The organism is Oceaniserpentilla sp. 4NH20-0058, from assembly GCF_040371755.1.
In the GTDB taxonomy this organism is placed as follows: Bacteria; Pseudomonadota; Gammaproteobacteria; order Pseudomonadales; family Oceanobacteraceae; genus Bermanella.
In genome coordinates this window covers 583,308-609,983 of the sequence record NZ_BAABWE010000001.1, presented here as the reverse complement: position 1 = coordinate 609,983, position 26,676 = coordinate 583,308, and the positions used below count along the sequence as shown (strand labels likewise).

The window sequence follows — 26,676 nt, the reverse complement described above, 5'->3', positions numbered from 1 at the left end:
GGTTGAAAGGGGTAGCAAATTTATGTGCGGGATTTTAGGCGCATTCTCAAAAAATAACCTGGAGGGCTATTTTGGGCAGGCATTGCATGCTATTAACCATCGAGGACCTGATAACCAATCTTGGGAAATGTTAGGCGATGCATATTTAGGGCATACTCGTTTAAGTATAATAGATTTATCTGAATATAGTAATCAGCCTCTGTGGGATGCTACAAAGCGTGCTTGTATTGTTTTCAATGGTGAAATTTATAACTATAAGCAATTGAGAGAGGAGTTGGTATCTAAAGGGTATCATTTTAACTCAGAAGGTGATGCAGAAGTTATTTTAAACCTATACCTTTCTGGGGATACAGAATGGTTAAATAGGCTAGAAGGTATTTTTGCGCTTGCTATATATAGTAAAGAAACGCAGGAAATGATCATTGCACGTGATAAATATGGCGTTAAACCACTTTATTACTCCTCTCAAGATTCGGGTGTCTATTTTTCAAGTGAAATAAAGGCACTCTTTCAGTTTCCTGAAATAGGTAAAACCTTAAACCCTAATGCAATCTACCGAAGCCTAGTTTTTTTGTGGTCTCCGGGGCCTGATACGATTTTAAGTCAGGTACAAAAACTTGAGCCTGCCACAATGCTTAGGTTACATGATAACCAAATTGTAGAGAAAAAGGTATATTGGAGCTGGCCGGCGAATGCTCATGCAGGCAGCGACAATGAAGAAGAGCTGACAAAGCAGGTTATTGCTGCACTGGAAGAAAGTGTTGAGTCTCAGTTAGTGTCAGATGTTCCTGTTGGAGCATTTTTGTCGGGTGGAGTTGACTCAAGTGTAATCACTGCAATTGCCAGGCAGAAGTTAGGCGAATCCTTCAAATGTTTTACAATTGATGCGCATGAGGAAGGAAATGATGGATTTATGGACGATCTGCCTTTTGCTAAAGAAGTTGCCAGTAAGCTGGATGTGGACCTGCATATTACCAAGACTAACTCAGATATAATTAATGAGCTTGCGGTAATGATGTACTACCTGGATGAACCCCAGGCTGACCCCGCTGCATTATCTGTTCTTAAGATTACGAAGAAAGCACGAGAAGAAAACATAAAAGTACTGTTATCCGGTGCAGGTGGTGACGATTTATTCACTGGGTACCGTAGGCACATAGCGCTGAAAAATGAAAAGCTATGGAGTTGGCTGCCAGTATTTGTACGCAAGCTACTACAAAAAGGTGTTGAAAAGTTACCAACCAGGAGTGCAAATTTACGTAGACTAGCAAAACTGTTCAAATATGCATCGTTTGAAGAAAATGACAGGTTGTTATCCTATTTTTTCTGGATTGACCCTGAATTAGTACGAGGTTTGTTTACTGAGTCGATGAAATCAGGCCTGGCTAAAGAACCGCTTAGTAAAATTAAAAGCGAATTGAATGAAATGACTGGACTGAGTCCATTGGAGAAAATGCTTTACCTTGAAAGGCGTTACTTTTTGGTTGATCATAATTTAAACTATACCGATAAGATGAGTATGGCAAATGGCGTTGAGGTTAGAGTGCCATTTCTTGATGAAAGAGTGATAGATTCAGCTGCAAATATCTCAGATAATATCAAACAGAAAGGTAATGTTGGAAAGTATATTCTTAAGAAAGCTGCAGAAAAGTATTTGCCCAAATCAATAATATATAGATCAAAAACAGGATTTGGAGCCCCCTTGAGAGCATGGCTAAACGGGGAGCTTAAGCCGCTTGTAGATGAAATACTATCCGAGAATAGCCTGAAAAAACGTGGAATATTTGATTATAAAAGCGTGTGGGATATTATTGAACAAGACCGTTCAGGCAAGAAAGATTTTAGTTACTCAATATTTGCACTGCTCTGTATTGAAACGTGGTGTAGAGTTTTTATAGATGGTCAAACCCCCGAAGGAATTAATAACGTTGAAACAAATTCTTCAAGATTTAGCTAAAGGCGATACTTCTATCGTTGAGGCGCCAGCACCACGAGTTTCTAGAGGGCGCCTATTGATCGACACATCCGTTTCTCTTATTTCAGCGGGTACGGAGAGGATGTTGGTGGATTTTGGTAAGGCTTCATTTTTAGATAAGGCTCGTCAGCAGCCTGAAAAAGTAAAAATGGTGCTGGAGAAGATTCAGACGGATGGGCTTCTAACTACGATTGAAGCTGTTCAGTCTAAGTTAAGGCAGCCACTTCTTCTTGGTTATTGTAATGTAGGGGTTGTTTCTGCATTAGGGCCTGGTGTTGAAGATTTTGCTGTTGGCGATAGGGTTTTATCAAACGGGCCTCATGCAGACGTAGTTCGAGTTCCAAAGAATCTATGTGCCAAAATCCCTGGTAATGTTAGTGATAGCACCGCATCATTTGCCGTTGTTGCAAGTATTGGTTTGCAGGGGATTCGCCTGGCCAACCCAACTTTGGGAGAGTGTGTCGTTGTAATTGGTGTAGGCCTTATCGGATTACTTACTGTCCAATTATTAAGAGCACAAGGGTGTCGAGTGCTTGCTATTGATTACGATCAGAGCAAACTTGAGTTGGCAAAAAAGTTTGGTGCGGAAATTTGTAACCCCTGTACAGGTGAAGACCCAGTTGCGGCTGGTAACGCCTTTAGCCGTGGAGTTGGTGTAGATGCTGTTCTCGTTACAGCGGCAACCAAGTCAAGTGATCCTGTAACGCAAGCTGCTCGAATGAGCCGGAAACGTGGTCGTATTGTAATGGTAGGCGTCACAGGCCTTGAATTAAATCGCGCTGACTTCTATGAAAAAGAACTATCATTTCAAGTATCTTGTTCATATGGTCCAGGTCGTTACGATACAAATTACGAAGATAAAGGTCTTGATTATCCCCTGGCATTTGTTCGATGGACTGAGCAGCGCAACTTTGAGGCTGTGCTGGATATGATGTCTTCGGGTGCTATCAATGTAGACCTGTTGATCACGCATAAATTTCTATTTGAAGAAGCGCCTAAAGCTTACGAAGTGCTAACCAATGAGAGGTCTGCACTGGGAATTCTTTTAGAGTATTCACATGATATCAGTCAGCGCCACAATCATTTTACACCACTGGTAGCAACTCAAAACGCTTTAACACCCACTGAAAAACCAAGCTTTGGTTTTATTGGGGCTGGCAATTATGCTTCACGTATACTCATTCCGGCGTTTAAAAATGCAGGAGCAGAGCTGCATACCATAAGTACATCTGGTGGTATAAACGGCGTAATTCATGGTAAAAAATCGGCTTTTTTGCATGCCACTACTGATACAGAATCGTTGATTAACAACAATGAAGTAGATGCGCTGGCAATTGTAACTCAACATAATACTCATGCTAATTTTGTCACAAAAGCATTAAAAGCAGGTAAGCACGTTTTTGTTGAAAAACCTCTGGCGCTTTCTCATGCTGAGATTGAGGAGGTGGAGCGAGCGTATTCGGAAACTGGCGGAAAACAGTTATTAATGGTTGGGTTTAATCGCCGGTTCTCTCCACACGTACAGAAAATCAAATCCCTTCTAAGCTCTGTAAACGAACCAAAATCTTTTATTCTAACGATGAATGCCGGCGCTATACCTGCTGATAACTGGATTCAGCAGCTGGAAATTGGAGGAGGTCGCATTATTGGAGAGGCTTGCCATTACATTGACCTTATGAGGTATCTTGCTGATAGTGAGATTGTCTCAATTCAGGCGATAAGAATGGGAAACAATGACGCGCACCAGATAACGGAAGATAAAGCATCAATTACTCTAGGTTTTGCTGATGGATCTCACGGCACCATTCACTACTTTGCTAATGGCCCTCAGAGCTTTCCAAAGGAAAGGGTAGAGGTATTTGCTGCTGGTAGAGCATTACAGCTGGATAACTTCAGAAAGCTGAAAGGTTATGGTTGGCCTGGTTTTAATAAAATGAATCTTTGGCGACAAGATAAAGGGCAGGTCGAATGTTGCAAACGCTTTATTGATGCTATAGAACAGGGCGGTACTGCACCGATTAGTCCTCAAGAAATTTTTGAAGTGGCGAAAGCTACAATTGATGCGGCAAACCAGCTAAGGTCTCAGCAATAGCCTCCAAATAAGCAAAGTCTTATGAAAACTAAGAGCCATTTATGGCTCTTTTTACTATTTTTTCCGAATAAAACTTGATACATGTTTGTGGTAAATTTTAAATGAGTAACGAATTGAAAGTGGTGGTGTTGAGAGGTAGCTCGCCCCGCCATCAATATCTACAGCATATTTTATCTCTAGGAAAAAGTGTTGAAATCCTAGCGCTTGAGCCTAAGCACTTGGGTGTAGATAGGCTAACTACCATGCTTAGAAAGTCACCACTAACGTTCCTTTCAAGGCTGACAAAGCACCTGCTGCTTAAACTAAGGCAGTGGGATAAAAAAGAGCAAGCATTTTTCGATGTTCCACCTCAGCATTCTATTCAGGTAGAAGGCGTAAACAGTCCATCGGTGATAGAGCATATTTCAAAATATAACGCAGACCTTATTGTTGCCTTTGGTGTGTCGATTATAAAGCCAGAAGTGTTTAAATTAGCTAAATATGGCGCACTAAATTTACACGGAGGCATTTCTCCTGAATATAAAGGGGGTAATACTATTTTCTGGCCTTTATATAATGGGGAACCTGAGATGACAGGCGCGACTCTGCATCATATTGTAGAAAAGGTAGATAGTGGGAATATTCTAGTTAAATATTACCCTCAGCTCCAAACAGGTGATGGTGAGCTGGAAGCTTCATGTAAAACCTTTAAAGGTGCAGCTGCAGAAATGCTGAAAGTGGTCGAAGCGGTTGCAGCCCAAAAAGCATTGCCTGCTGGCGTTGTCCAAACGGGTAAATCTCATCTATATCTAGCTAAGCACAGAACGCTTATTAAAGAACTGATGGGTATACTTAAAATCAGCACCAATATGAAATCTGTTGATTTGCCTGAAAGAGTGGAACGGTTTTACTAATGTTACTTTTGTATTTTAGAACAATCAGGCGCTTAACACTGGTACAGTTTATCCATCGAATTAAGTACATACTTAAAAGAAGGAAAACAGAAGCAAACAGTGAGAAGGTGACCAAATCATATCACGATGAAGCATGCCGAAAGTTATCGTGTTTAAAGATTAATAGCGGGCTTTGTGTGCATTATCGAAACTATTATCGCCATAGCCTTAGCGACGTCCTTAGTAATAAAATTACATTTTTGAACCATACGGTAGAGTTTGGTGCAGAAATAGACTGGCATGCCGTAGAGCTAAATCATGGTACTCGCCTATGGAAATTAAACCTGCATTACCACGAATTTTTAATTGATGTCGCCCATTATTATGTTGAAAGCAATGACATTATGTATTTAAACTATCTGGTAAACACAATTAAGCACTGGATAAATGAAAACCCGATTGGGACGCGAGGCTATGGTCAGGACAACTGGAATTCATATGCGTTATCGCTTCGAATAGTCGCCTGGATAAAAATCTATCGACTTCTTGCTAGTGATTTTGATGAGGACTTTAAGCAGCAGTTTCTTATTTCATTGCTTTCTCAAACCAATTTTATGACAGACAATTTAGAACTGGATATTTTAGGTAACCACCTAATTAAAAATTATAAAGCACTTAAGTTTACAGCGGATTTTTTTAATGAACCAGCGTTCAGTCAGACTGCGCAGAAAATATATGACAAATATATTCGCTCTCAAATAACTGCAGACGGTATTCATGAAGAGCTTTCCCCAATGTACACTGGTATTGTATTGGAGGACTTGGGTGAGGTGTACTATTTGAATGTAGAATCCAGCAATTTGAAAGAAGTTCTTACTAAAGGTTTGAGGAGTCTTTCCTGTCTAACCTATGAGGGTGATTATAGCTTTTTTAATGATAGTGTTAATCAAAATGAAGTGTCATACACTCAATTGAAGAAATTTTTAGAATCGATGCTTGGAGAGCAAGCTACCCATAAAGGTGTATTTAATGTTGACGGTTATGTTGGGTCAATCGATGAGGCGCAGCATCTTATAGTAGACTTTGCCCCTGTGATATTTGGGCCGCAACCAGGTCATGTGCATTGTGATGCAGGGAGTTTAGAGTGGTTCGTTGAAGGAAGTAAAATTCTGACTAATTCTGGAGTGTACGAATATAACGATGGTTGGCGCAGGGATTATGCACGTTCAACGAAAGCCCACAATACACTTTCTGTAAGTGATCGTGAGCAATCTGAAATCTGGGGTGCGTTCAGGCTAGGTCGATCTGCTAGGGTTAAGCTAAATGAAGTGAGTACTAATCTTACAGAAGGGTTCAATTGCTCTGGAGAAGTCAGTTATTTTAACGCTGGGCCAGCAATTAAGCACCAACGCTCGGTAAGTCAGCAACAAAACACGCTAACTGTTGTAGATCGCCTTTTAACACCTGATGCTTCGGCTAAGGCTGGAGCCAAGGTCTATTTTCACTTTCACAGTCTTTTTAAGCTGGAAGAGCAAGGGAAGAAAACGGTAACAATGGTTAATCAAAATGGGCAGAAAGTCTGCCTTAACACTACCGCCCAACTAAGTGTTGAAACTACAGAATATTTTCCAGAGTTTGGCATTGCAGAAAAAAAACTAACCGTTGTGATTTCGAATTTCAATGATGGTACAGTGACAACAGAGGTGAAAATCAATGGAAACTAAACCCGTTTACCTGTCTTTTGATATTGAAGTCGTTGTCAGCAAACGATCTAAAAATACAGAATCGATCATTACTGTTGTCGCTGGAGCAATGGAAATTGCACGGCTACTAGAAGATCGGAAGTTAAAGGGAACATTTTTTGTAAGTTTATCCTCTAAAGATAAGTCTATAGATCGTGATGAATATTTAAGTCGTGTAAAGTTTTTAATAAAAAGCCTGAGCCAGTTTCAGCATATAGAGATCCAGCCTCACCTTCATTGTCATAACCTGCCAATGTCATTTGTAAGCGAATCTGATAACTTTAATGACTACACAAGTCAGCAGCAGCTACAAATGCTGACCTGGGCTAAAGATGTAATGGCAGAGTGTGGTGTGTCAGTAACTGGATTTAGAGCAGGTGGCTATAAAACTGATGCAAAATATTATGATGTGTTGAAACAAGCTGGCTATAAATATTCCAGTACATTGGATCAAACGCTCGTGCCGGATATTGACCTGATAACGGGTAACTGTGATAGAAAGCCTGTCGTTAAAGAAATTGATGGTATTAAAGAAGTTAATGTTACTTCAGTTAAAGTTAAGTCGATTAAACCTGGTGTAACTGAGGTGGTAAATTTGAGCCCAGATTTCTTTACTATAGAAAGTGTTCAGCCATATTTTAAAGCGCTTGATTTTATTAATGTGAATTTTCATAGCTTCTCAATGCTCTCTAATCGACTGGCTCGCGAAAATCATAAAAACCAGTTTTCCTTAAATCTACGGTATATGTTATTGGAAAAGCCGTTTAATCAGATAGCTAGAAAACTTGATTTACACACTTATCAACTTAATACAGTTTTTGCAAAAGAGCTAATTAAATGGCTGGATGAATTTCAAAGTTCAGAATATAAAACCTGTTTTTATTGTGAGCAGGTAAATGTTTAGCGTATTCTGGTACGCTAAAACCAGTAAGCAGAATTAATTGATAAAGGCGCTAGAGTGAAGATACTAGTACTCTCATTTTATTTTGAGCCAGACTTGTGTGCTGGCTCTTTTCGTACCACTGCGCTGGTTGAGAAACTGAGCCAACAGCCCGGCGTAGAAATTGAAGTGATTACTACACTTCCTAATCGTTATGCCTCATTTTCGGCAGAAGCACTTGTCCACGAACAGCGTGAAAATACAACGATTCACCGTATAGAGCTGCCATCTCATCAAAGTGGTATGGTAGATCAGGCAAAAACATTTTTCAGTTATCATCAACAAGTAATGAAAATTGTAAATAGCCAATCTTACGATATGGTTTATGCAACTTCATCGCGTTTATTTACGGCTTTGTTAGGTGCTCGCATTGCACGAAAGAAGAAACTTCCGTTGTATTTAGATATCAGAGATATATTTGTAGATACCATTGGTGATGTATTTTCTAAGAAAATAACATGGTTGCTTAAACCAATATTCTCCTTTATAGAGAGTTATGCTTTCTCTACTGCATCTAGAATAAACTTAGTTTCTGAAGGGTTTAAGGGTTATTTTGAATCACGCTACCCAGATATAGAATATAGATGGTTTACTAATGGTATAGATGAAGAATTCTTAACTCCTTTAAAAGTTAATGTTAATAGAAAAAGTGAAATTATTAAAATTTTATATGCTGGTAATATCGGTGAAGGCCAAGGGTTGCACGAAATTCTCCCTAAGCTGTCTACAGCATTACAAGGTAAGGCTGAAATTACCATTATTGGTGATGGAGGAAGAAAGGCTTTATTAGAAGGAAGGTTACTTGGTTCAACGAATGTGATGTTTCTACCACCAGTAGGGCGAAATGAATTAATTGAACTTTATAAAAATGCGGATATATTATTTTTACATTTAAATGATTATCCTGCATTTGAAAAGGTATTACCTTCAAAAATATTTGAATACTCAGCATTGGGTAAACCTATTTTGGCGGGCGTTTCTGGTTACGCTGCGAAGTTCTTATCAGAAGAAGTTGGTAATAGCGCTACTTTTTATCCTGGTGACTCTAAAGGAGCATTGAATGCCTTATCGACACTAGATCTGAATGATTTAGATAGAACGTCTTTTAAGTCTAAGTTTTCACGGAGTGAAATTATGAAGAATATGGCGGTTGACATAGTAGAGTTTGTAAGTAATGACGGTCGCTAAAAAAATATTGTTAACAGGTGCTACTGGTTTTGTTGGTTCTGTTTTGTTAAATAAAATTGAAGCCAGCAACCTTGTGATATTTGGACGTAACTCCCCTGATAACTATGATGGAATATTTCACAAGTATGAAATGGATAGTAATTCTGATTTTGCAACTGCTTTAGATGGTATTGAGGTTATTGTTCATTGTGCAGCTCGAGCACATATTATGAATGATAATGCTCTAGATCCATTGGCTGAGTTCCGTAAGGTTAATGTTGAAGGAACATTAAATCTAGCTAGACAAGCGGCGGCGGCGGGAGTCGTTCGTTTTATTTATATCAGTTCTATAAAAGTATCTGGCGAATCTACTAGTGGCCTTAGATCTTTTGTTGAGGGTGATAGAAACCCTAGTGACCCTTATGGCGTGTCTAAAATGGAAGCTGAGAATGCTTTGCAGAAACTTGCTTTAGTGACCGGTATGGAGGTGGTAATTATTCGACCACCTTTGATTTATGGGCCTGGGGTTAAGGCAAATTTCTTTAATCTTTTAAAATTATCAAATAGTAAATTTCCTCTACCTTTTGCTTGTGTGAATAATAAACGCAGCATGGTTTATGTAGAGAACCTAGTAGATTTTATTATTCGCTGTATCGATCACCCTAAAGCTGCTAATCAAACTTTTCTTGTATCGGACGGTGAAGATTTGTCACTAAAGTCTTTGATTACCTATATTCGAAAGTCCATGGGTAGGTCAGCTTGCTTGTTACCTGTGCCGGTAGGTTTATTTAAACTTGTGGGTAAATTGACAGGAAAAATTGGCGTTGTTGATCGTTTAGTATGTGATTTGCAAGTAGACTCCTCTAAGGCTCGTAAGTTATTAGACTGGACGCCACCGTATAGTGTTGAGCAGGGTATTGCTGCAACCGTTTTAGATTTTAGAAACGTGAAATAGGAAAACTAGCGTGTTAAGAATTTTCGATTTTATATTTTCATTTTTAGGCTTGATTTTCGGTTTTCCTATTCTGGTCATGATTTATGTGATCGGATTATTTGATACAGGCTCACCGTTATTTAATCAGGAGCGGGTAGGTCGAAATAAAAAAATCTTTGTTTTGGTTAAGTTTAGAACTATGTCAGTTGATACTGCATCAGTTGCGAGTCATTTAGCCAGTACAGCTTCTATCACTAAAATGGGTGGTTTTTTACGTAAAACTAAATTGGATGAGCTGCCACAGTTATGGAATGTTTTAAAGGGCGATATGAGTTTAGTTGGGCCTAGGCCAGGTTTGTTTAATCAGGTAGAGTTAACTCAAGCTCGTGAAGCAAAAGGTGTGTTTGATGTTAGGCCAGGTATTACAGGTTTGGCACAGGTTAATGAAATTGATATGTCGACTCCTGAATTATTGGCTGAGACGGATGCTAGGATGATTAGAGAAATGAGTGTTAAGAATTACTTTAGGCTTATTATACAGACGGTTTTAGGTGCTGGTGCTGGTGATAGGGTTAAATAGTTGCACACATTAAATAATATGGCGCTATTTAGCGCCATTCTTTGTGCTTTGGTTAAATACCCAATCTGGGTTATTCCCTTGCTTGTTGAAGGCAGCAGGAGCTTCTAACAACAAGTTAATAACTTCCTCAACTTTGAAGTCATGGCAAGCTTTATCTAACCTGCCTAGTAAGTTATGAGTCTCTGGCCATGTGAGGTGCACCTCATTGGCGGTCATGATTCTTGGGTGATCACTGCCTTCTACGTTATCGCCTATTAGTAATTCTTCATATAGTTTTTCACCTGGACGTAAACCGCTAAATTCAATGGCAATGTCCCCGTTTGGGTTGCTATCTGTTTTTTCTGTCAGGCCAGATAAACGAATCATTTTTTGTGCAAGGCTTACAATTTTAACGGGCTCGCCCATATCTAGAACAAATACATCCCCGCCCTTGCCCATGGCGCCCGCTTGTATAACTAGCTGGCTGGCCTCCGGTATGGTCATAAAGTAGCGGATGATATCCGGGTGAGTTACAGTGATGGGTCCACCATCTTTTATTTGTTTACGGAATAGCGGTACAACGGAGCCTGAGCTACCTAATACATTCCCAAAACGCACCATGCAAAAAAGGGTATCAGTTTGTCGTTTAGACAGTGCTTGCAGTACCAGTTCAGCTAATCGTTTGCTGGTACCCATTACATTGGTGGGTCGTACGGCTTTGTCTGTGCTAATGAGTACAAATCGTTCAACACCAGCTTTTATGGCAGCTTCTGCACAGTACCACGTGCCAAATACGTTATTTCGAACGCCTTCTACCACATTATGCTCTACCATTGGGACATGCTTATAAGCAGCCGCATGGTAAATAGTGTGTACGCCAAATGTACTGAAGATAGTTTCTAGGCGATTTTGCTTTTGCACAGAGCCTAGAATGGAGATAACTTCAGTTGAAGTAAGGCCGTGACTGAGGCAGTAATTAGCTAGTTCTTGCTCAATACTGTAGAGGCTAAATTCATTTAACTCTAATAGTATGAGTTTTCTGGGCTGCTGAGTAATGATTTGACGGCATAACTCAGAGCCGATACTACCTCCAGCCCCTGTTACTAATACAATTCTTTCTTTTATGTTTTCTTTTAGTAGTGTTGAATTGGGAGTGACACTATCACGACCTAATAGGTCATCAATTTCAACTTCTTTCACTTCTTCAATTTTGGCTTTACCGCTGATTATATCTTGTACTGCAGGAGTTGTAAGAATTTCTAGTTGTGTATTTGCTAGATTTTCAATTAATTGTTTGCGTTTTGAAGTGCTGGTGTTTCCCAAGGCTAATAGCACTTTTTTGGCACCAAGGTTCTCTCCTAGTGAGGCGGTATCTTCGGGATCGTGCACTTTTAAACTATGTATAATTGTCTTTTGTTTCTTTTTATTGTCGTCAATAAAGGCAATAGGTCTATATTGATCGCTATTTGTTAGAGCGTTTACAAGAGCAATCCCCTGATTCCCTGCGCCATAAATTATGACAGGCTCGCTTTTGGAGTTATTTAACTGGCTGACTAAGTTTCGTACAAATAGTCGAGGTAATCCTAATAGTGCAAACGCTGTAAACCAGTAAATAATGATGCTAGACCTTGGTAAATTTGCTTGATTAATAAATGAAGAGCTAGCAAGGACAAGAGCAGATAGGGTTATTCCAATGGCAAGTGAGCTAAAGGCTCTTGCTGCCATATACCTTATAACCGCTCGGTAGAGGCCAGTCCGGATAAAAATAGCTGATGAAATTAAGGTGGTACTGACCATGACGAGAATCAGCGAATTGGATATAGGTATTAGCCATTCACCTAGCCTTAAAGCAAGGGCGAAATAGATAGCAATAGGAATTATAAAAATGTCGTATAGGAGAGTAATTATACGTTTAGTTGAACGGGGGGCGTTCAGTAGGAAATTTAGCATGCAGTGGCCTCGTCTCAATCCTGAGACTCAGTATAGCTTATAAAGTGGCTCCTCGAACTGGACTCGAACCAGTGACCAATAGATTAACAGTCTACTGCTCTACCAACTGAGCTATCGAGGAACGACTGAAACTGTATGTTATTGATTTTTAAGTCTTTGTCAAGATTATGTTTGTAATATCATTTGCTTTATGCGTTAACTACTTTAGAGCTTCGCTGGGAAATAGTTATTCTTTGGAGAGAACTTAATCTATATAATGAGCCCAGTTATAATTTGGTTGGATATTTGAGTGTTCTATTTCGAGTTTAATAAAGATAAATGGTTTAAATATATACTGTTAATGTTGTTAGGGGTGTATTTTCTAGGGGCGGTGCTTAACCCTTCTATCGCTGATGCTGCATTTCTTGTTATGTTTGTTTTAGGTGTTTCCACGATAGGTATAAACCGTAAGAATACACACATATATCAAAGCGAATGGTTGCTACTTGTACTGTTTGCTTCATATGGCGTTATCTCTATATTATCATTTTTAATAGTTGAGTCAGGGGAGGCGGCTCGTCATCGTCTTGAAGATGATGGCAAATTTTTATTGCTTATCCCACTTTATTTTCTCTTAAGACGACATCAAATTCGGTCTAGTTATATTGTTTATGCGCTTGCAGTGATTGTTTGTATATTAGGTTTGTCGTCAATGGCTCAAATGTATAGTGTTCACCCGGAGTTTAAGGCGACTACTAGACCGAGTGCGCTAGTTAACCCCATGCGTTATGCTGCATTCAGTTTGATTTTATCGATAAGTGTAATTGCATATCTGTTTTTTAAAAAATCAAGTTTATTTGAGAGGTTGGCTTCAAGTTTGGCTTTTGTCTTGGGTCTTGTAGCTTGTGTTCTTACACAAACTAGAGGGGTTTGGCTTTCTTTACCTATTTTATTGGCTCTGGCTCTTTGGTTTTACTTCAAGCATAGCCATAAAATAGCTTCTGTGACTTTATTGCTCTTTGGGTTACTTCTTTTGCTCAGTGCAAGTCAGTTTGATGTAGTTAAGCAAAGGATAAATGTCACAAGTGCTAATCTTGAAAGGTATCTGGGTGGCGATAGTCAATCTTCTTTAGGGACGCGTTTGGATATGTATAAGGTTTGCGGGAGTTTGTTTAGTGATTCACCATTTTATGGGAATGGATTGAACGCTTATATGACAAAAACTCATGAGTTATGGAAAAGTGGCGAGTTAAATGGCATGTCGAATGAGTTGAGTTTTCGCCGAACCCCTCATAATGAATTCCTTATGGCAGCAGTTGAAAAGGGGGTTATCGGTATAATCTTCGCTATAGCCATGTTTGCGGTGCCATTTGCGATATTTTATAGGGCTTTTTGGCATGGAAATCAAAATGCAAGATGGTATGGTGCGTGCGGTTTGACTATGGTTATCGTTTTGTTTGTCGCAGCGCAAACGGGCACCATCTTTAATCATAATGTCTTCACGCATTTTTATATTATTTGGGTGTTTTTGTTTGTGTCTCAAATTCGGCAGGAATCTCCAGAAGTATTGGATTGGCCGAAAAAGAAGGACGTGGCTTGATGAGCGGTTAATCAAAACTGGCTTATGCAATAGGTAATAAAAAACCCGCTATAAGCGGGTCTTTTATTGTAAAAGTCCAGTTTTAAGGAGTTATTAAGCAGAGGCTGCTTGTAATCTCTCAACTGCCTTTTGTAAGTTACTGTCGCTGGTGGCGAACGAAATACGCATATTACCGGGAGTGCCAAAGGCACTACCAGGAACTAATGCGACACCTGCTTCTAATAGCTTTTCAGCTAAATCAGTATCTGTTGTGCATCCTAGCTTAGCTTGAAGTCCAGAAAAGTCAGGGAATAGGTAAAAAGTACCGTCACCTGCAAGGCATTCAATACCATCAATTTTATTTAGCGCATCGACCATGTAGTCATGGCGCTGTTTGAATACTTTAACCATGTCTGCAACACAACCCTGATCACCATCTAAAGCGGCAGTTGCAGCTACTTGAGCAATGGAACATGGGTTTGAAGTGCTCTGGCTTTGAATTTTCTTCATTGATGCAATGAGGGGTTGCGGGCCTGCTGCATAGCCAATGCGCCAGCCAGTCATGCTGTAAGCTTTTGATACACCATTCAGTACAATTGTACGATCATACAAGTCTGGATTGGCTGTCAGAATGTTGTTAAATGGCTCGTCCGTCCAAAGAATAGGCTCATACATGTCATCAGTGGCAATTAACACGTCAGGGTACTTACGTAATACTGCACCTAAAGACTCAAGCTCGGCTTTGGTGTAAGCCATACCAGACGGGTTTGATGGGCTGTTCAATACCACTAACTTGGTTTTATCTGTAATGGCTGCGTCTAATTGATCTGCTGTAATCTTGAAGCGTGCTTGTGCACTGGTTTCAATTACAACCGGAACACCTTCGGCGATGAGAACCATGTCTGGGTAGCTAACCCAGTAAGGGGCTGGAATTACTACTTCATCGCCTGGGTTTAATAAGGCAAGGCTAAGGTTAAAGAAACTTTGCTTGCCACCCGATGAAACAAGAACTTGATTTGCTTGGTAGTCTAAGTTGTTATCGCGCTTAAACTTGCTAATAATCGCTTTTTTAAGCTCAGGGGTGCCGTCAACGGCTGTGTATTTAGTAAATCCTGAGTTAATAGCATTAATCGCCGCCGTTTTAATATGCTCTGGCGTATCGAAATCCGGTTCGCCGGCACCTAAGCCAATAATATCTTGACCAGCTGCACGCAACTCCGCTGCACGATTGGTAACAGCTAGAGTAGGGGAGGGTTTAATGCTTTGAACGCGATCTGAAAGTTGCAGGTCCAAGGCCATATCCTTAACAAAAGAGGGTTTAAAGTAATGCTTAACCCATGGGTTAAAACGTGTGCATTCTACCGGAAGTTGTGGGTTAATGCGAGAATATGTTGCGTATCCTGTCGTAAAAAAAGGTGCTAAATATGTTATAACTCCTTTGAATATAAGGTGTTTTTCAAAATATTACTGGTTATCCATGTGTGTGGAAATTGAGTTTAATAGCAGCTGTTCGTAAACTGTGCCCTTGAAGAAGTTTTGAGATTGATATGTCGGCTAAAGCGTTTGAAGTAAAAAGTAAATATCAGCCAGCAGGGGATCAACCTAAGGCAATTGAGCAGTTGTTAGACGGCTTAAGCAATGGTTTAGCTCGTCAAACGCTGCTCGGTGTGACGGGCTCTGGTAAAACATTCACCATGGCCAATGTGATTGCGCAATCTCAGCGTCCTGCGATTGTATTGGCTCATAACAAAACACTTGCCGCCCAGTTATATGGTGAGTTCAAAGAGTTCTTTCCTAAAAATTCAGTTGAGTATTTTGTATCGTATTATGATTATTACCAGCCCGAGGCCTATGTGCCATCAAGTGATACATTTATAGAGAAAGACGCATCTGTAAATGAGCACATTGAACAAATGCGACTCTCGGCCACAAAAGCCCTACTTGAACGACGCGATTGTATAATAGTGGCTACGGTTTCAGCCATATATGGCCTCGGTGACCCTGACTCGTACCTAAAAATGGTGCTTCATCTTGATCGTGGGGATGTGATCGATCAAAGAGGGTTGCTGCGACGCTTAGCTGAGCTTCAATATACCCGAAATGATGTGGATTTTTATCGCGCTAACTACCGTGTCAGAGGAGATGTCATTGACATATTCCCCGCTGAATCTGAAAAAGAAGCCATAAGAGTAGAGCTGTTTGATGACGAAATTGAGCAGCTCAGTATATTTGACCCACTAACTGGTGAGGTCTTGAAAAAAGTCCCCCGAGTTACTGTTTTTCCTAAAAGTCATTATGTAACACCTAGAGAAACCCTAGTTAGTATGATTGATGAGGTAAAAGCCGAGCTGACCCCTCGTTTAGAGCAGCTTCGTGAGCATGGTAAATTGGTTGAGGCGCAACGTTTAGAGCAGCGTACAGTATACGATTTAGAGATGATCCAGCAGCTTGGCTATTGTAATGGTATAGAGAACTATTCACGTTATTTGTCGGGCCGAGACTCGGGTTTACCACCGCCTACATTATTTGATTATCTCCCTGATGATGCTTTGATGTTCATTGACGAAAGTCACGTTACTATTCCTCAATTTGGGGCCATGTACAAAGGTGACCGCTCTCGTAAAGAAACCTTAGTTGAGTTTGGTTTTCGTTTACCGTCAGCTTTAGATAACCGCCCCATGAAATTTGAAGAATGGGAAGCCATTTCACCGCAAACCATATTCGTATCTGCAACCCCTGGTAAATATGAAGCGGCCCATCAAGATGCTGTGATTGAGCAAGTGGTACGCCCAACAGGCCTTGTAGACCCAATTGTTGAGATCAGGCCAGCAACAACGCAAGTGGATGATGTCTTGGGAGAAATACGCGAGCGCACAACAAAAGGTGAGCGCATTCTGATTACCGTGTTAACAAAGAGAATGGCGGAGGACTTAACAGATTTCCTTGCTGAGCATGATGTTCGCGTTCGGTATTTGCATAGTGATATTGATACTGTAGAGCGTATTGAAATTATTCGAGACTTAAGGCTAGGGGAGTTCGATGTATTAGTGGGTATAAACTTACTACGGGAAGGCTTGGATATTCCTGAGGTGGGTTTGGTTGCGATTTTTGATGCAGATAAAGAAGGCTTTTTGCGTTCGGATCGTTCACTTATTCAAACAATTGGGCGTGCCGCTCGTAATGTTAATGGCCGAGCTATTTTGTACGCTGAGCGCATTACTGACTCTATGAAGAGGGCCATGGACGAAACCTTACGTCGTCGAGAAAAGCAAACAGCATATAATTTAGAGCATGGAATAACGCCTCAAACGATACGCAAAAGCGTTGAAGATATATTAGAAGGCGCGGTGACACCGGGTAAAAAAGTGGGCAATAAAAAACGAGGAAAATCGGATGCTCATAATCATGACTTAGATATAGCAGGGCTTTCACCCAAAGAGTTAGATCAGCGAATTACTATTGTAGAAGATGCAATGCTTGCAGCGGCCCGTGACCTTAAGTTTGAAGAAGCCGCACGCTATAGAGATGAAGTAGAAGAGTTAAAAATGCAATTGATTAAAAATAGTTGATTGTAGTTATTTTTATGGGCAGTGATTGTATGTTGAATATATGATCGCTGTTTGTTACTTCAAATAATATTTACGCGTTTGGAAATCCTTCCTTATAAATTTTTAACTTTTCTAGTGTCATTAACCTTAAAAAACTGTCTGACCAGTTGGTTAATTGTATTTTGAAATAAAAATTTATTTATTTTGTGAATTTTTAGAATGTTTTTATAAATTGAAATTCAAGTGGGCAATAAGCGACTAATAGGTATTTTGTTGCGCTGAATGTCTGGCTTTGATTTATAAAAATTTATTTGGTTATTAAAAATTTACTAAGGCTGTGAGGTTAATATTTAAACTTAAAAAAGAAATAGTTAGTACTTCAGTACTAAAAGTTTATAAAAGTAGCATAATTTAAGGAGATAACATTCTAATGAGTAACTTGTGTTACAGGTCGGTAGTTTTTATCCCCTTAGTATCTTACTTACACATCTAGTGACTTAAATGTGCTGAGACAAAACAATAAAAATAAATCTTCCCCGGATATTCAATATGAAATTATTTAATAGCACAAAGCTAGCTCTAGCAGCTGGAGTACTTTTGGCGTCTTCATCGTTATTTGCATCAACTGGTGGTGGCGGCACTGGCGGTGGTGGTGGTAGCGCAAACGTACCTTGTAATGATTGTTCAAATGGTTTTCAGCGTGGCTCTGTGCCTTCGGTTTCTCAATTAGAATCTGTTAGTGGCCCATACTCAGTTAGTACCATTAATGTATCTAACTATGCAGCCAGTGGTTTCGGTGGCGGTACGATTCACTACTCTACTGAATCTGGTGGTGAGCAAGGTGTGATTGCGGTTATCCCTGGATATGTATCCTACGAAAGCAGCATCGAATGGTGGGGCGAGTTGTTAGCGGCTTGGGGCTTTACGGTAATTACAATTGATACAAACAGTATTTATGATCAGCCAGATAGCCGTGCAGACCAATTAAGTGCTGCACTTGATCATGTAATTGATGAAGCGGCGGATAGTTCTTCTCCAATTTATGGGCTTGTTGATGCTAGCCGTGTAGGTGTAATTGGTTGGTCTATGGGTGGCGGTGGCACACTTAAGTTAGCCACTGAGCGCGATATTGATGCGATCATTCCACAAGCTCCTTATTATTTTGGCTTTAATGATTTTGACGAAATTACCACGCCAACATTCATCCTAGCTTGTGAAAACGATGCTATTGCACCTGTTAATCAACACGCTGATGACTTCTATAATGATATTCCAAACTCTACGCCTAAAGCGTTTATGGAAATCAACGGTGGTGATCACTATTGTGGTAACTCAGGAAACGCGGATGACGACATCATTGGTCGTAACGGCGTTGCTTGGATGAAACGCTTCATAGATAACGATACTCGTTATAGTCAGTTCTTATGCGGGCCTGATTTCGAGTCTGATTATGATATCTCTGAATACCGTGATACTTGTAACTACTAATATTCAATTAACGAATTATTAGTAGGTAAAAAATGGAACCGCCTCTATTAAATAGTTGGCGGTTTTTTTGTTTTAGTGGTCAGATTTTTAATCATTAGTTAATTAGTAAGAAACACGCACTGAAATATAATTTTATAAAATTATTCAAGATTATTGGTACATTTAATATATGCAGATAGCTGTTTTTTTAAGCCTTTTTAATATGCATTTTGAATATGGTTAAAGGAACGGCGGCGTCTCTAATGTTCGAAAAAGAGATTAGATTATGTCTTTTTTATCAAACTATTATTAGTGATAATGGAAGTCTGGTTTAAAAATTTTTTTTTTTAATAGTCTCTATACTATATGTTTAATTATAATTTCATTACTTTCTATATGGATTAATTTCATTATTTTGCACTTATTTTTTTGAAACGAAAAATTATATGAGCTTAAAATTTAGTATGGATTTGGTGCGTTAAAAGACGAATGGGTAGTATGTATTAGCTATAAAAGGTCAAAAAACTTGTAATGTAACTTTTGTCTAAAGAAATCCAATTTAACAGGAGTTTATTGTCACGACAGTGACAAATAAATAGAGCCTGTATTAATAAAATCCTTTGCGTATCTTATTGATACAAGAAAATTAATTAATTCTCAGAATTAATTGAAATTATTATAATAAAGGTCTAAAAACATGAAACACGGTTCTGTCTTTAAAACAGCTGTTTTAGCTTCTTCACTAGGTATGTCTTTTATGGCAAATGCATCTACTCCAGATCCTGATCCTACTCCTGATCCAAGTGGTACATGTGTTGATAGTAGCTACATCACAAGCTCTAACCTTTCAAATACTGGTGAAAGTGGTCCGTATAGCGTTTCAACTAAAAACGTAAGCAGCTGGTCTGCTGATGGTTTTGGTGATGGTACCATCTGGTACTCTCAAGAAGCCTACGAAGATTGTGGTCGTATGCCTGGTATTGCGGTAATTCCTGGTTATGTTTCTGGAGAGAACTCCATCGTATGGTGGGGCGAGCGTTTAGCGTCTTGGGGTTTTGTTGTAATCACTACTAACACAGAGAGCGGCCTTGATCAGCCAATCAGCCGCGCTGGTCAATTAAGCGATGCGCTTGATCACATCATCGACGACAGCACTGTTGGTAGCATGGTTGACGAAGACACTTTAGGTGCAATCGGTTGGTCTATGGGTGGCGGCGGCTCAATTTACTTGGGTAACACTCGTAGCGAAGTTAAAGCGATCATTCCTCAAGCACCATGGTTCGCTTCTACCATTGGTTCAGATAAGCCAGTTCTATTCATTGGTTGTGAAAACGATGCGATTGCACCAACTTATGCACACGTAAACGATTTCTATGACGAGACAGGTAGTGGTTGGTTTGCTCCTGCTGTACCTAAAGCAAAAATCGAAATCAACAACGGTTCTCACTACTGTGCAAACTCCGGCTATAGCGATGAAGACCTTATTGGTAAAGCCGGTATTGCTTGGATGAAGCGTTTCTTATCTAACGATACCCGTTTCAACGAGTTTACTTGTGGACAAGAGAACTACGGTAGCGATTACAACGTATCTGATTACGATTACGATGATTGCTAATCACTCTTAATTTGATGACTAACATTTTGTTAGTTAGATAATTAGAAGAATCCTCACAATTTATTGTGGGGATTTTTTTATGCCTCTGGTTTTATTTCCCTTGTGGTGCATACCCATAATAATTTTCACCTTCATTAGTCTAAGTGATTATTATCACGAAAGGTTGTTTTGTCGTATGAAGAGTTAATACTAAAATATTTGAGGAGTAACGTAGAAGGAGTTTGTTGAATGCCAATATCGGATTAGCTATCGACCTAAAAATAAGCAGAGTTAATCTATGCATGTTTAGTGTGCGCCAATTGTTGAGCACACTAAATATTGGGTGGAGAGGCTGGTTGACAACGGTTATCGTAATTTAAAGTTCGCTTTATGTAGGGTTTGTAATTCATCAATTGAGAAGTGCTCAATTTGAAGGTTTCTGAGTGCATTTTTTAATTCATCACCCTTAAGTTGCGGATTACCTTTAATGCTTTTTGAGGCTTCCTCATAAGCTTGATAACGTGACTCCCACTGATTAATAACTGAAGCGACATATTCATCTTTTAGTTTTAGCTGGGCTTGTCTTTTCTCATCTGGTGTTAATTGCTTGTTGACCGCAATTTCATGAGTTTCAAGCATGTATTCTGTTTTTTTATCTTCCTGATGAAATAGTTGAGTGGTGAGTTCTTCACCAAAATACTGTTCCCTTAATGCCTGAGTATGGGTCAGAATTTCCTCGCGGTTTTCATGGTTGAATTTAATATCTCCATAGATACTTGCTATTTCATTGTGGGCTTTGGCGTATTCGAAGTATTTTTGAATGATATCAGCGGCTTGTTCTCCTGCAGGGGCGGGAAGGCCATCTTTAATGATATTAAGTAACTCTTCAATCATTTCTGGAGAGTGATTTAATCGAGAAGAGGGGAAAGCCATGCGTAGAGCTTTTAGTGCAATATCATCAGCGATCACATTACCGTCTGAGGTTAGGCGTATTTTTCCTATCTCATCGTGAATTAATGAATAATTCAAAGTATAGCTAGTTTGCTTTTCTTCTGCATTTTCTGAACGGTCTGGGTTTTGTATGTTGTTATCAGTATTGCTGGTTTCTCCTTGCCATACATCGGCAACAGTTATAGGTTTTAAGTGACTAGGTTCTAGTGACGATTGTGTATTTGATATGACGGTGATATTTGAGCCTGTATCTATAAATGAGGCTCCAGCAATAATGACAGCCAAAGCTCCTGCTGAAATAATGAACTTTTTATTCCCAAGTTTGTTTTCGCTCATGTGATACTACCTAATATTTTATTGTTGTTATTTGTAAAAGTGGTAATTATGCAGCGGCAATGTTGTGGGCTCTTGCTTGGCCTACGAGGTAATCCCTTTAATTTTCTAAAACTCAAGCCGTTACATTAATCATGTGATTTAATTATTTTTATCGTTCTATAGTGTAGTGCGATAAGACGTTAGTTTAATATTGTTTAGAAGGTTTTTTAACTCTCTAAAGTTTATAGTGAATATTTCAATTTCATGAGTTTGGCGGATTTTTACTCTGTATTCAGGTTTTAATCAGTCAACACTTTTCCGCTTTCAATATTGTAACTGGCCATTTTAGGTCTGTCTCCAAACATATCTTTAGCGGCTTGTTCACCAAAGTATTTTTTTTGTAGGTCAAATTCATATTGTAAAGCCTGTGTTACTTTTATTGAACTTTTCTCTTGTTTTTGTTTTTTGTTGAATTCATATTTGGCTGCTACATAGTCTCGATAGTTTAACGTTAGTTCACTTAGTTGTTGGTTATTCACATAAGGGTGCATGCGATTAATTAGCATTGTAAATCGCTCTAATTCACGTGGAGTGGCATCAATTGGAATGTGGCTGAAAGCACTCTCGAGCGCGTGGGCTGTATTGGTGTCAAGTACTAAGCTGCCATCATCTTTTAATTTAATGTTGTTATATGCCTTTTCTACAGAATTAAATCGAATTCTATAATTATCTGATGAAATTAACTCTTTGTTATTTACTAAAGACGGTTGTTCCCACGTAAGGTTTTGTGGGCTTGTTTTAAATGCCCACTTATGGGAGTACACAAACATAGCGATTATCAATCCATACACAAGGATGATAATGAATGACATAAAATAAATTTTGACAGAGTTACTTGGGTTCATAATGTTTATCTATAAAAACGTGACGGTTAACGATGGTATCGTGTTTATTTTTGTCAAAATGTTTAACTGTTCAATTTCTTGGTTTACTAGTTTGGCCGTTAAGGTTTTTTTGCCTCTCCATGGAGATGCAGTGATCAGGGGGTTATACAGTCCTGCATTTAAAAGTGATGCTCTGTTCTTAAATATCAGATTTTTATTTGATATGGCTTGTACTTTAGACATAGAACAACCTATTTTTAATTATTATTGGGCTTGAGTGCATTTGATTTTAACAAGCGAGCAATAGGAAGTTTCATTAAAATAGCAAACAATAAAATGCCATAAATAATGCTCAGAGTGATCCAAGGGTGACGGCTAAATAAGGAGCCGCCACTATGTTCAGAATAGGGTAAATCAACTAAGTAACCGCCTGCTTGATGGTAAGGTGACATGAATAGGAAGCGGCCATTGGGTAAAACAGCAACAGATGGCCCGTTGTTAAGGGCGTGAATCATTGGTGTGCGATTCTCAATAGCTCGTAACGAGGCAGAGTAAACGTGTTGATAGGGTTGAACGGATTTTCCAAACCAACCATTACTGGATAACCCCACTAAAATACTGCCGCGAGCATCTTGTGGAACGGCATTGGCTACAAATTCAGGGAACATGGTTTCGTAACAAATTAAGGGTATGAGTTTTTTTTCTGCCGCAGTGAAGATTACTGGGCCTGAGCCTTTTCCAATTTCGTTTAAGAAATTTCCGAAAAAATCTTCAACCCACATACGCAGGGCAGGTATATCACTAACCAAAGGCACATATTCACCAAAGGCCACACGTTTTTGTTTGCGGTATAGAGGTTGCTGTTTTCCATATTTATCAATCATCACCGCGGCATTGTATTTTTGTGTGATCAATTTTCCGTGAGTAGAGGATTGTTGTGTCTCCATATCTTGGAAAATCAAATCAACATTCAACTGACGAATGTTGTGAAGATAGGCTTTTTTAACCAGTTCATTGTTAATGTAATCTTTGTATTTTGCTTCTGGCCAAACAATTAATTCAGCCCCAGCTTCCACAAGCCGCTCTGTCATATCTAATTCTGGAGGGTAGGTGCGACTATAACCGGTGATAATATCATTGGCTTGAATGGTTGGAATTTCATTGGGTTGAACAAAACCCACAGCAGTGGTATTCCAAGTGGCCATTGTTTCTTCCCATGCTTGTTTTGAATAAGCACCGTAACCAAACCATATTACGAATACACTTCCTGTAATGGCTAATTGTTGCTTGTTATGTTCACCCTTTAATAAGTTGAAAAGAGTTATTGAAAATAAGGCCATGATCATATCTAAACCATAGACGCCGGTGAACTCTATGGCTTGCAAGGCAGTAGTAAATTGGCTTTGAGTTTCCCCAAGTTGTGCTGAAAATAAAACAGGGAAGCAGGCAAAATAAAAAGCGGTTACGGTTGGAAATAATACAACATTTGGGATAGGGCTGTTTCGACTTAACCATTGATAGGTAAGAGCTAAACAGGCGGGCATTTGCGAGCAATAAATCCAAAACAGCGACGAAAAAATGTAATTTTTTGCGCCTGCATAACTTTTGAATAAATATAAAAAGTCTACAATCCAAAAGGCCCCAACGGTGTAGAGACCAAGGCCAAAAACAAAGCCAAGAAAATAAGATTCCTTTAATGTTGTGCCTTTGATTGCAATTAATAATGGTAAAAGTGCAACCCATGCCAGTATAAAGAGGTCACTATTGATATGTGACAGCCCTAGCAGTAGACCCCCAACTAATGCCAGCAGGGTACGCAACCAAAAATTAAGAGGGGGTAAAAACGTTTGCCAGTTTTTGGATGCAGCAGTCATTCAGGTATACCTGTTTTTTTAACCTATAGGAGGTTAACTTTTTTATTATTCAGATAGTCAAGATTTGGTTAAATCTATACGGCTCTATTTTACGGCTAATTATCGATTAATTACATACTGAATACGTTGCCTAGGGTGACAAATAAAATGGAAAGTGGATTTGAAACCTCCCTCTATATTATTGATTTTTTGTAAGTAAGGGTTGGGGGCGACATTCTAGATAGTCGCGGAAGGGTAGGTAAGGGGTAGAGTGGTGATTATTCTAACTTATATGTAGTTATAAATTATTTTTTTCACTTATTAATGGACCAGCGCACATTAAGCTTATGGACCTTTAAATAACGAAAAGGAATAAATGGTTGAGGAGTTATAGGTTAAGTGTAATTAAAATAAGGCCTTATAGCTATTTGGTCTAGCACTAATGCATTAGATAAGGTGAAAATGTCACCTATGTGACAGTTTTGAGCCGGTGAATTTCATAGTATTTGTAGTGTATCGAAATGGTACAAAACAATAACAATAACAACTCTCGGATATAAATATGAAACTACTTAATAAATCAAGTTTGGCCCTCGCTACAGGTGCTCTTCTGCTTTCGACTTCTGTATTCGCTTCTACTGGTGGTGGTACAGGTGGTGGCACAGGTGGTGGTAGTTCAAGTATTCCTTGTAATGATTGTTCGAATGGTTTCGAACGTGGTTCTGTACCATCTACTTCTCAACTAGAGGCAAACAGCGGCCCATACTCAGTGAGAACAATCAATGTTTCTAACTATGCAGCAAGCGGTTTTGGTGGTGGTACCATCCATTACTCAACTGAATCAGGTGGTCAACAAGGTGTTATTGCAGTTATTCCTGGTTATGTATCTTATGAAAGCAGTATTAAATGGTGGGGACCGCGTTTAGCGTCTTGGGGTTTTACCGTTATTACTATTGATACAAACAGCATTTATGATCAACCAAATAGCCGTGCCGATCAGTTAAGTGCTGCACTGGATCATGTTATTGACGAAGGCAATGACAGCTCTTCTCCAATTTACGGACTTGTTGATGCAGATCGTGTTGGTGTAATCGGTTGGTCTATGGGTGGCGGTGGTACGCTTAAACTAGCTACTGAGCGCGATATTGATGCAATCATCCCTCAAGCGCCTTATTATTCTGGCTTTAATAGCTTTGATGAAATTACTACACCTACTTTTATCATTGCTTGTGAAAGCGATGCAGTAGCCGCAGTTGGTATTCACGCTTCTCCTTTCTATTACGATATTCCGAACTCTACCCCTAAAGCGTTCTTGGAGATCAACAACGGTAGTCACTACTGTGCAAACTCTGGTTACTCTGATGAAGATATCCTAGGGCGTAACGGTATCGCTTGGATGAAACGCTTTATTGATAAAGACACTCGTTATAGCCAGTTCCTATGTGGCCCTAACTTCGAGTCTGATTACAATATCTCTGAGTACCGCGATAACTGTAACTACTAATACATTGTAAAGTGAAAGGTCTGACTTTGGGGTAAACACTTAAAGTTAAACAATGAAAGCCGCTACTATCCGATAGTAAGCGGCTTTTTTTATGCAGATTAATTGTTCACTTGAATTGTGTTTTGTAATTCTGAGAGTTTGTTTTCTTTTTGTTCGGGAGTAAGGGTGCTGTCGGTTATGATTTTTCTCCGGTTTATAATGTAAAACGCCATGGCATGTTTGTCTTTGAATAGTAATTCAGTAATTTCCTTGCCTAAATACTGCTCCTTGAGTGCTATTTGGGCTTTGAGAGCTTGTTCGGAATCGTCCAGTGTTTTGAGAATTGTTCCCTTATCTAATACCTCTTGAGCTATTAGGTAGTCACGATAGTTAAGTGCTATTTCTGGTAGGTTGTTGTGGTGCCGACTAGGAAATATTTTATCAAGTAAAAACTCGATTCTCTCTAGCTGATCTTTGTTTGATTGCTTCGACATATACCCAATTGCTCTTTCTAAAGCACCTGCGGTTTCAGTATTTAAGACTATTTGATTTTTGGATGTGAATTGAACTTCACCTAGGGATCGTTCAATTCTCTCGAATTGAACATCGTAATTTTCAGGTGAAATCCACGGTTGTCTGGTACTAATTGTGGGTTGTTTCCATGTGAGGCTGGTATCACTGGTCTCGAATTCCCAATCATGAGTATATACAAGACCTGCGATAACCATTGCATATCCACATACAATGGAGACCGAAGGGATTACAGTGTTTTTGGTTGTGGATGGGAGTTTC

General features: G+C 39.3%; 20 protein-coding genes and 1 tRNA gene. 13 read left to right on the top strand and 8 right to left on the bottom strand.

Going from position 1 to position 26,676, the window contains the following annotated elements; translation table 11 throughout:
* The first annotated feature begins 22 nt into the window (after positions 1-22).
* The 8 genes from asnB (at position 23) to ABWV45_RS02825 (ending at position 10,302) form a co-directional block, all read left to right on the top strand.
* On the top strand, positions 23-1,957 hold the full coding sequence (gene asnB / locus ABWV45_RS02860) for an asparagine synthase (glutamine-hydrolyzing) (protein ID WP_353348470.1): 1,935 nt from the start codon (positions 23-25) through the stop codon (positions 1,955-1,957).
* A complete protein-coding gene (locus tag ABWV45_RS02855) occupies positions 1,929-4,067 on the top strand; it encodes a bi-domain-containing oxidoreductase (RefSeq protein ID WP_353348468.1) in 2,139 nt (712 codons plus the stop codon). The genes asnB and ABWV45_RS02855 overlap by 29 nt, the downstream gene beginning before the upstream one ends.
* Positions 4,068-4,168: 101 nt before the next feature.
* Complete coding sequence (locus tag ABWV45_RS02850; RefSeq protein WP_353348466.1) at positions 4,169-4,960, top strand: formyl transferase; 792 nt, start codon at positions 4,169-4,171, stop codon at positions 4,958-4,960.
* A 239-nt stretch (positions 4,961-5,199) separates the two neighbouring features.
* Positions 5,200-6,663, top strand: coding sequence for a heparinase II/III domain-containing protein (locus tag ABWV45_RS02845; protein ID WP_353348464.1), 1,464 nt, complete (start codon positions 5,200-5,202; stop codon positions 6,661-6,663).
* Entirely contained in the window at positions 6,653-7,585 is a 933-nt protein-coding gene (locus tag ABWV45_RS02840; protein ID WP_353348462.1) for a polysaccharide deacetylase family protein, read from the top strand. The genes ABWV45_RS02845 and ABWV45_RS02840 overlap by 11 nt, the downstream gene beginning before the upstream one ends.
* A gap of 54 nt (positions 7,586-7,639) precedes the next feature.
* Entirely contained in the window at positions 7,640-8,809 is a 1,170-nt protein-coding gene (locus tag ABWV45_RS02835) for a glycosyltransferase family 4 protein (protein WP_353348460.1), read from the top strand.
* On the top strand, positions 8,796-9,743 hold the full coding sequence (locus ABWV45_RS02830) for a UDP-glucose 4-epimerase family protein (protein WP_353348458.1): 948 nt from the start codon (positions 8,796-8,798) through the stop codon (positions 9,741-9,743). The genes ABWV45_RS02835 and ABWV45_RS02830 overlap by 14 nt, the downstream gene beginning before the upstream one ends.
* A gap of 10 nt (positions 9,744-9,753) precedes the next feature.
* Positions 9,754-10,302, top strand: coding sequence for a sugar transferase (locus tag ABWV45_RS02825; RefSeq protein ID WP_353348456.1), 549 nt, complete (start codon positions 9,754-9,756; stop codon positions 10,300-10,302).
* 24 nt (positions 10,303-10,326) lie between these two features.
* Here ABWV45_RS02825 and ABWV45_RS02820 read toward each other — a convergent pair whose 3' ends face one another.
* Together ABWV45_RS02820 and ABWV45_RS02815 are read right to left on the bottom strand one after the other, a co-directional pair.
* Positions 10,327-12,231, bottom strand: a complete 1,905-nt coding sequence (locus tag ABWV45_RS02820; RefSeq protein WP_353348454.1) for a polysaccharide biosynthesis protein — start codon at positions 12,229-12,231, stop codon at positions 10,327-10,329.
* Between the two features lie 45 nt (positions 12,232-12,276).
* Positions 12,277-12,352, bottom strand: a tRNA-Asn gene (locus ABWV45_RS02815).
* 168 nt (positions 12,353-12,520) lie between these two features.
* Between ABWV45_RS02815 and ABWV45_RS02810 the strand changes: the two genes are divergently transcribed.
* Entirely contained in the window at positions 12,521-13,810 is a 1,290-nt protein-coding gene (locus ABWV45_RS02810; RefSeq protein ID WP_353348452.1) for an O-antigen ligase family protein, read from the top strand.
* Positions 13,811-13,903: 93 nt separating this feature from the next.
* Here ABWV45_RS02810 and ABWV45_RS02805 read toward each other — a convergent pair whose 3' ends face one another.
* Complete coding sequence (locus ABWV45_RS02805; RefSeq protein WP_353348450.1) at positions 13,904-15,088, bottom strand: pyridoxal phosphate-dependent aminotransferase; 1,185 nt, start codon at positions 15,086-15,088, stop codon at positions 13,904-13,906.
* Positions 15,089-15,336: 248 nt separating this feature from the next.
* On the opposite strand from ABWV45_RS02805, the gene uvrB reads away from it, so the two are divergent.
* The 3 genes from uvrB to ABWV45_RS02790 all read left to right on the top strand — a co-directional run bounded on the left by uvrB (position 15,337) and on the right by ABWV45_RS02790 (position 20,419).
* Positions 15,337-17,358 carry an excinuclease ABC subunit UvrB gene (gene uvrB / locus ABWV45_RS02800; RefSeq protein ID WP_353348448.1) on the top strand — a complete coding sequence of 674 codons (2,022 nt, stop codon included), beginning with the start codon at positions 15,337-15,339 and terminating at the stop codon, positions 17,356-17,358.
* Between the two features lie 528 nt (positions 17,359-17,886).
* Positions 17,887-18,825: an alpha/beta hydrolase family protein gene (locus ABWV45_RS02795; protein WP_353348446.1), complete on the top strand. Its 939-nt coding sequence runs from the start codon at positions 17,887-17,889 to the stop codon at positions 18,823-18,825.
* Between the two features lie 676 nt (positions 18,826-19,501).
* On the top strand, positions 19,502-20,419 hold the full coding sequence (locus tag ABWV45_RS02790; RefSeq protein ID WP_353348444.1) for a poly(ethylene terephthalate) hydrolase family protein: 918 nt from the start codon (positions 19,502-19,504) through the stop codon (positions 20,417-20,419).
* A gap of 345 nt (positions 20,420-20,764) precedes the next feature.
* On the opposite strand, the gene ABWV45_RS02785 is transcribed toward ABWV45_RS02790, so the two are convergent.
* The 4 genes from ABWV45_RS02785 to lnt all read right to left on the bottom strand — a co-directional run bounded on the left by ABWV45_RS02785 (position 20,765) and on the right by lnt (position 24,422).
* A complete protein-coding gene (locus ABWV45_RS02785) occupies positions 20,765-21,685 on the bottom strand; it encodes a lipase secretion chaperone (RefSeq protein ID WP_353348442.1) in 921 nt (306 codons plus the stop codon).
* A gap of 278 nt (positions 21,686-21,963) precedes the next feature.
* On the bottom strand, positions 21,964-22,536 hold the full coding sequence (locus ABWV45_RS02780; RefSeq protein ID WP_353348440.1) for a hypothetical protein: 573 nt from the start codon (positions 22,534-22,536) through the stop codon (positions 21,964-21,966).
* 42 nt (positions 22,537-22,578) lie between these two features.
* Complete coding sequence (locus ABWV45_RS02775; RefSeq protein WP_353348438.1) at positions 22,579-22,791, bottom strand: hypothetical protein; 213 nt, start codon at positions 22,789-22,791, stop codon at positions 22,579-22,581.
* A 14-nt stretch (positions 22,792-22,805) separates the two neighbouring features.
* Positions 22,806-24,422 carry an apolipoprotein N-acyltransferase gene (gene lnt, locus ABWV45_RS02770; RefSeq protein ID WP_353348436.1) on the bottom strand — a complete coding sequence of 539 codons (1,617 nt, stop codon included), beginning with the start codon at positions 24,420-24,422 and terminating at the stop codon, positions 22,806-22,808.
* A gap of 541 nt (positions 24,423-24,963) precedes the next feature.
* On the opposite strand from lnt, the gene ABWV45_RS02765 reads away from it, so the two are divergent.
* Entirely contained in the window at positions 24,964-25,905 is a 942-nt protein-coding gene (locus tag ABWV45_RS02765) for an alpha/beta hydrolase family protein (protein WP_353348434.1), read from the top strand.
* Between the two features lie 98 nt (positions 25,906-26,003).
* On the opposite strand, the gene ABWV45_RS02760 is transcribed toward ABWV45_RS02765, so the two are convergent.
* A complete protein-coding gene (locus ABWV45_RS02760) occupies positions 26,004-26,612 on the bottom strand; it encodes a lipase secretion chaperone (protein ID WP_353348433.1) in 609 nt (202 codons plus the stop codon).
* Positions 26,613-26,676: the final 64 nt, after the last annotated feature.

Excerpts from the sequence above, each read along its gene's own strand:
- ABWV45_RS02830 (WP_353348458.1), top strand. The coding sequence starts at position 8,796 with ATGACGGTCGCTAAAAAAATATTGTTAACAGGTGCTACTGGTTTTGTT.
- ABWV45_RS02780 (WP_353348440.1), bottom strand. The coding sequence starts at position 22,536 with ATGTCATTCATTATCATCCTTGTGTATGGATTGATAATCGCTATGTTT.
- ABWV45_RS02840 (WP_353348462.1), top strand. The coding sequence starts at position 6,653 with ATGGAAACTAAACCCGTTTACCTGTCTTTTGATATTGAAGTCGTTGTC.
- ABWV45_RS02805 (WP_353348450.1), bottom strand. The coding sequence starts at position 15,088 with ATGGCCTTGGACCTGCAACTTTCAGATCGCGTTCAAAGCATTAAACCC.
- ABWV45_RS02790 (WP_353348444.1), top strand. The coding sequence starts at position 19,502 with ATGAAACACGGTTCTGTCTTTAAAACAGCTGTTTTAGCTTCTTCACTA.
- ABWV45_RS02785 (WP_353348442.1), bottom strand. The coding sequence starts at position 21,685 with ATGAGCGAAAACAAACTTGGGAATAAAAAGTTCATTATTTCAGCAGGA.
- lnt (WP_353348436.1), bottom strand. The coding sequence starts at position 24,422 with ATGACTGCTGCATCCAAAAACTGGCAAACGTTTTTACCCCCTCTTAAT.
- ABWV45_RS02820 (WP_353348454.1), bottom strand. The coding sequence starts at position 12,231 with ATGCTAAATTTCCTACTGAACGCCCCCCGTTCAACTAAACGTATAATT.
- ABWV45_RS02850 (WP_353348466.1), top strand. The coding sequence starts at position 4,169 with ATGAGTAACGAATTGAAAGTGGTGGTGTTGAGAGGTAGCTCGCCCCGC.
- uvrB (WP_353348448.1), top strand. The coding sequence starts at position 15,337 with ATGTCGGCTAAAGCGTTTGAAGTAAAAAGTAAATATCAGCCAGCAGGG.
- ABWV45_RS02765 (WP_353348434.1), top strand. The coding sequence starts at position 24,964 with ATGAAACTACTTAATAAATCAAGTTTGGCCCTCGCTACAGGTGCTCTT.
- ABWV45_RS02760 (WP_353348433.1), bottom strand. The coding sequence starts at position 26,612 with ATGGTTATCGCAGGTCTTGTATATACTCATGATTGGGAATTCGAGACC.
- ABWV45_RS02795 (WP_353348446.1), top strand. The coding sequence starts at position 17,887 with ATGAAATTATTTAATAGCACAAAGCTAGCTCTAGCAGCTGGAGTACTT.
- asnB (WP_353348470.1), top strand. The coding sequence starts at position 23 with ATGTGCGGGATTTTAGGCGCATTCTCAAAAAATAACCTGGAGGGCTAT.
- ABWV45_RS02775 (WP_353348438.1), bottom strand. The coding sequence starts at position 22,791 with ATGTCTAAAGTACAAGCCATATCAAATAAAAATCTGATATTTAAGAAC.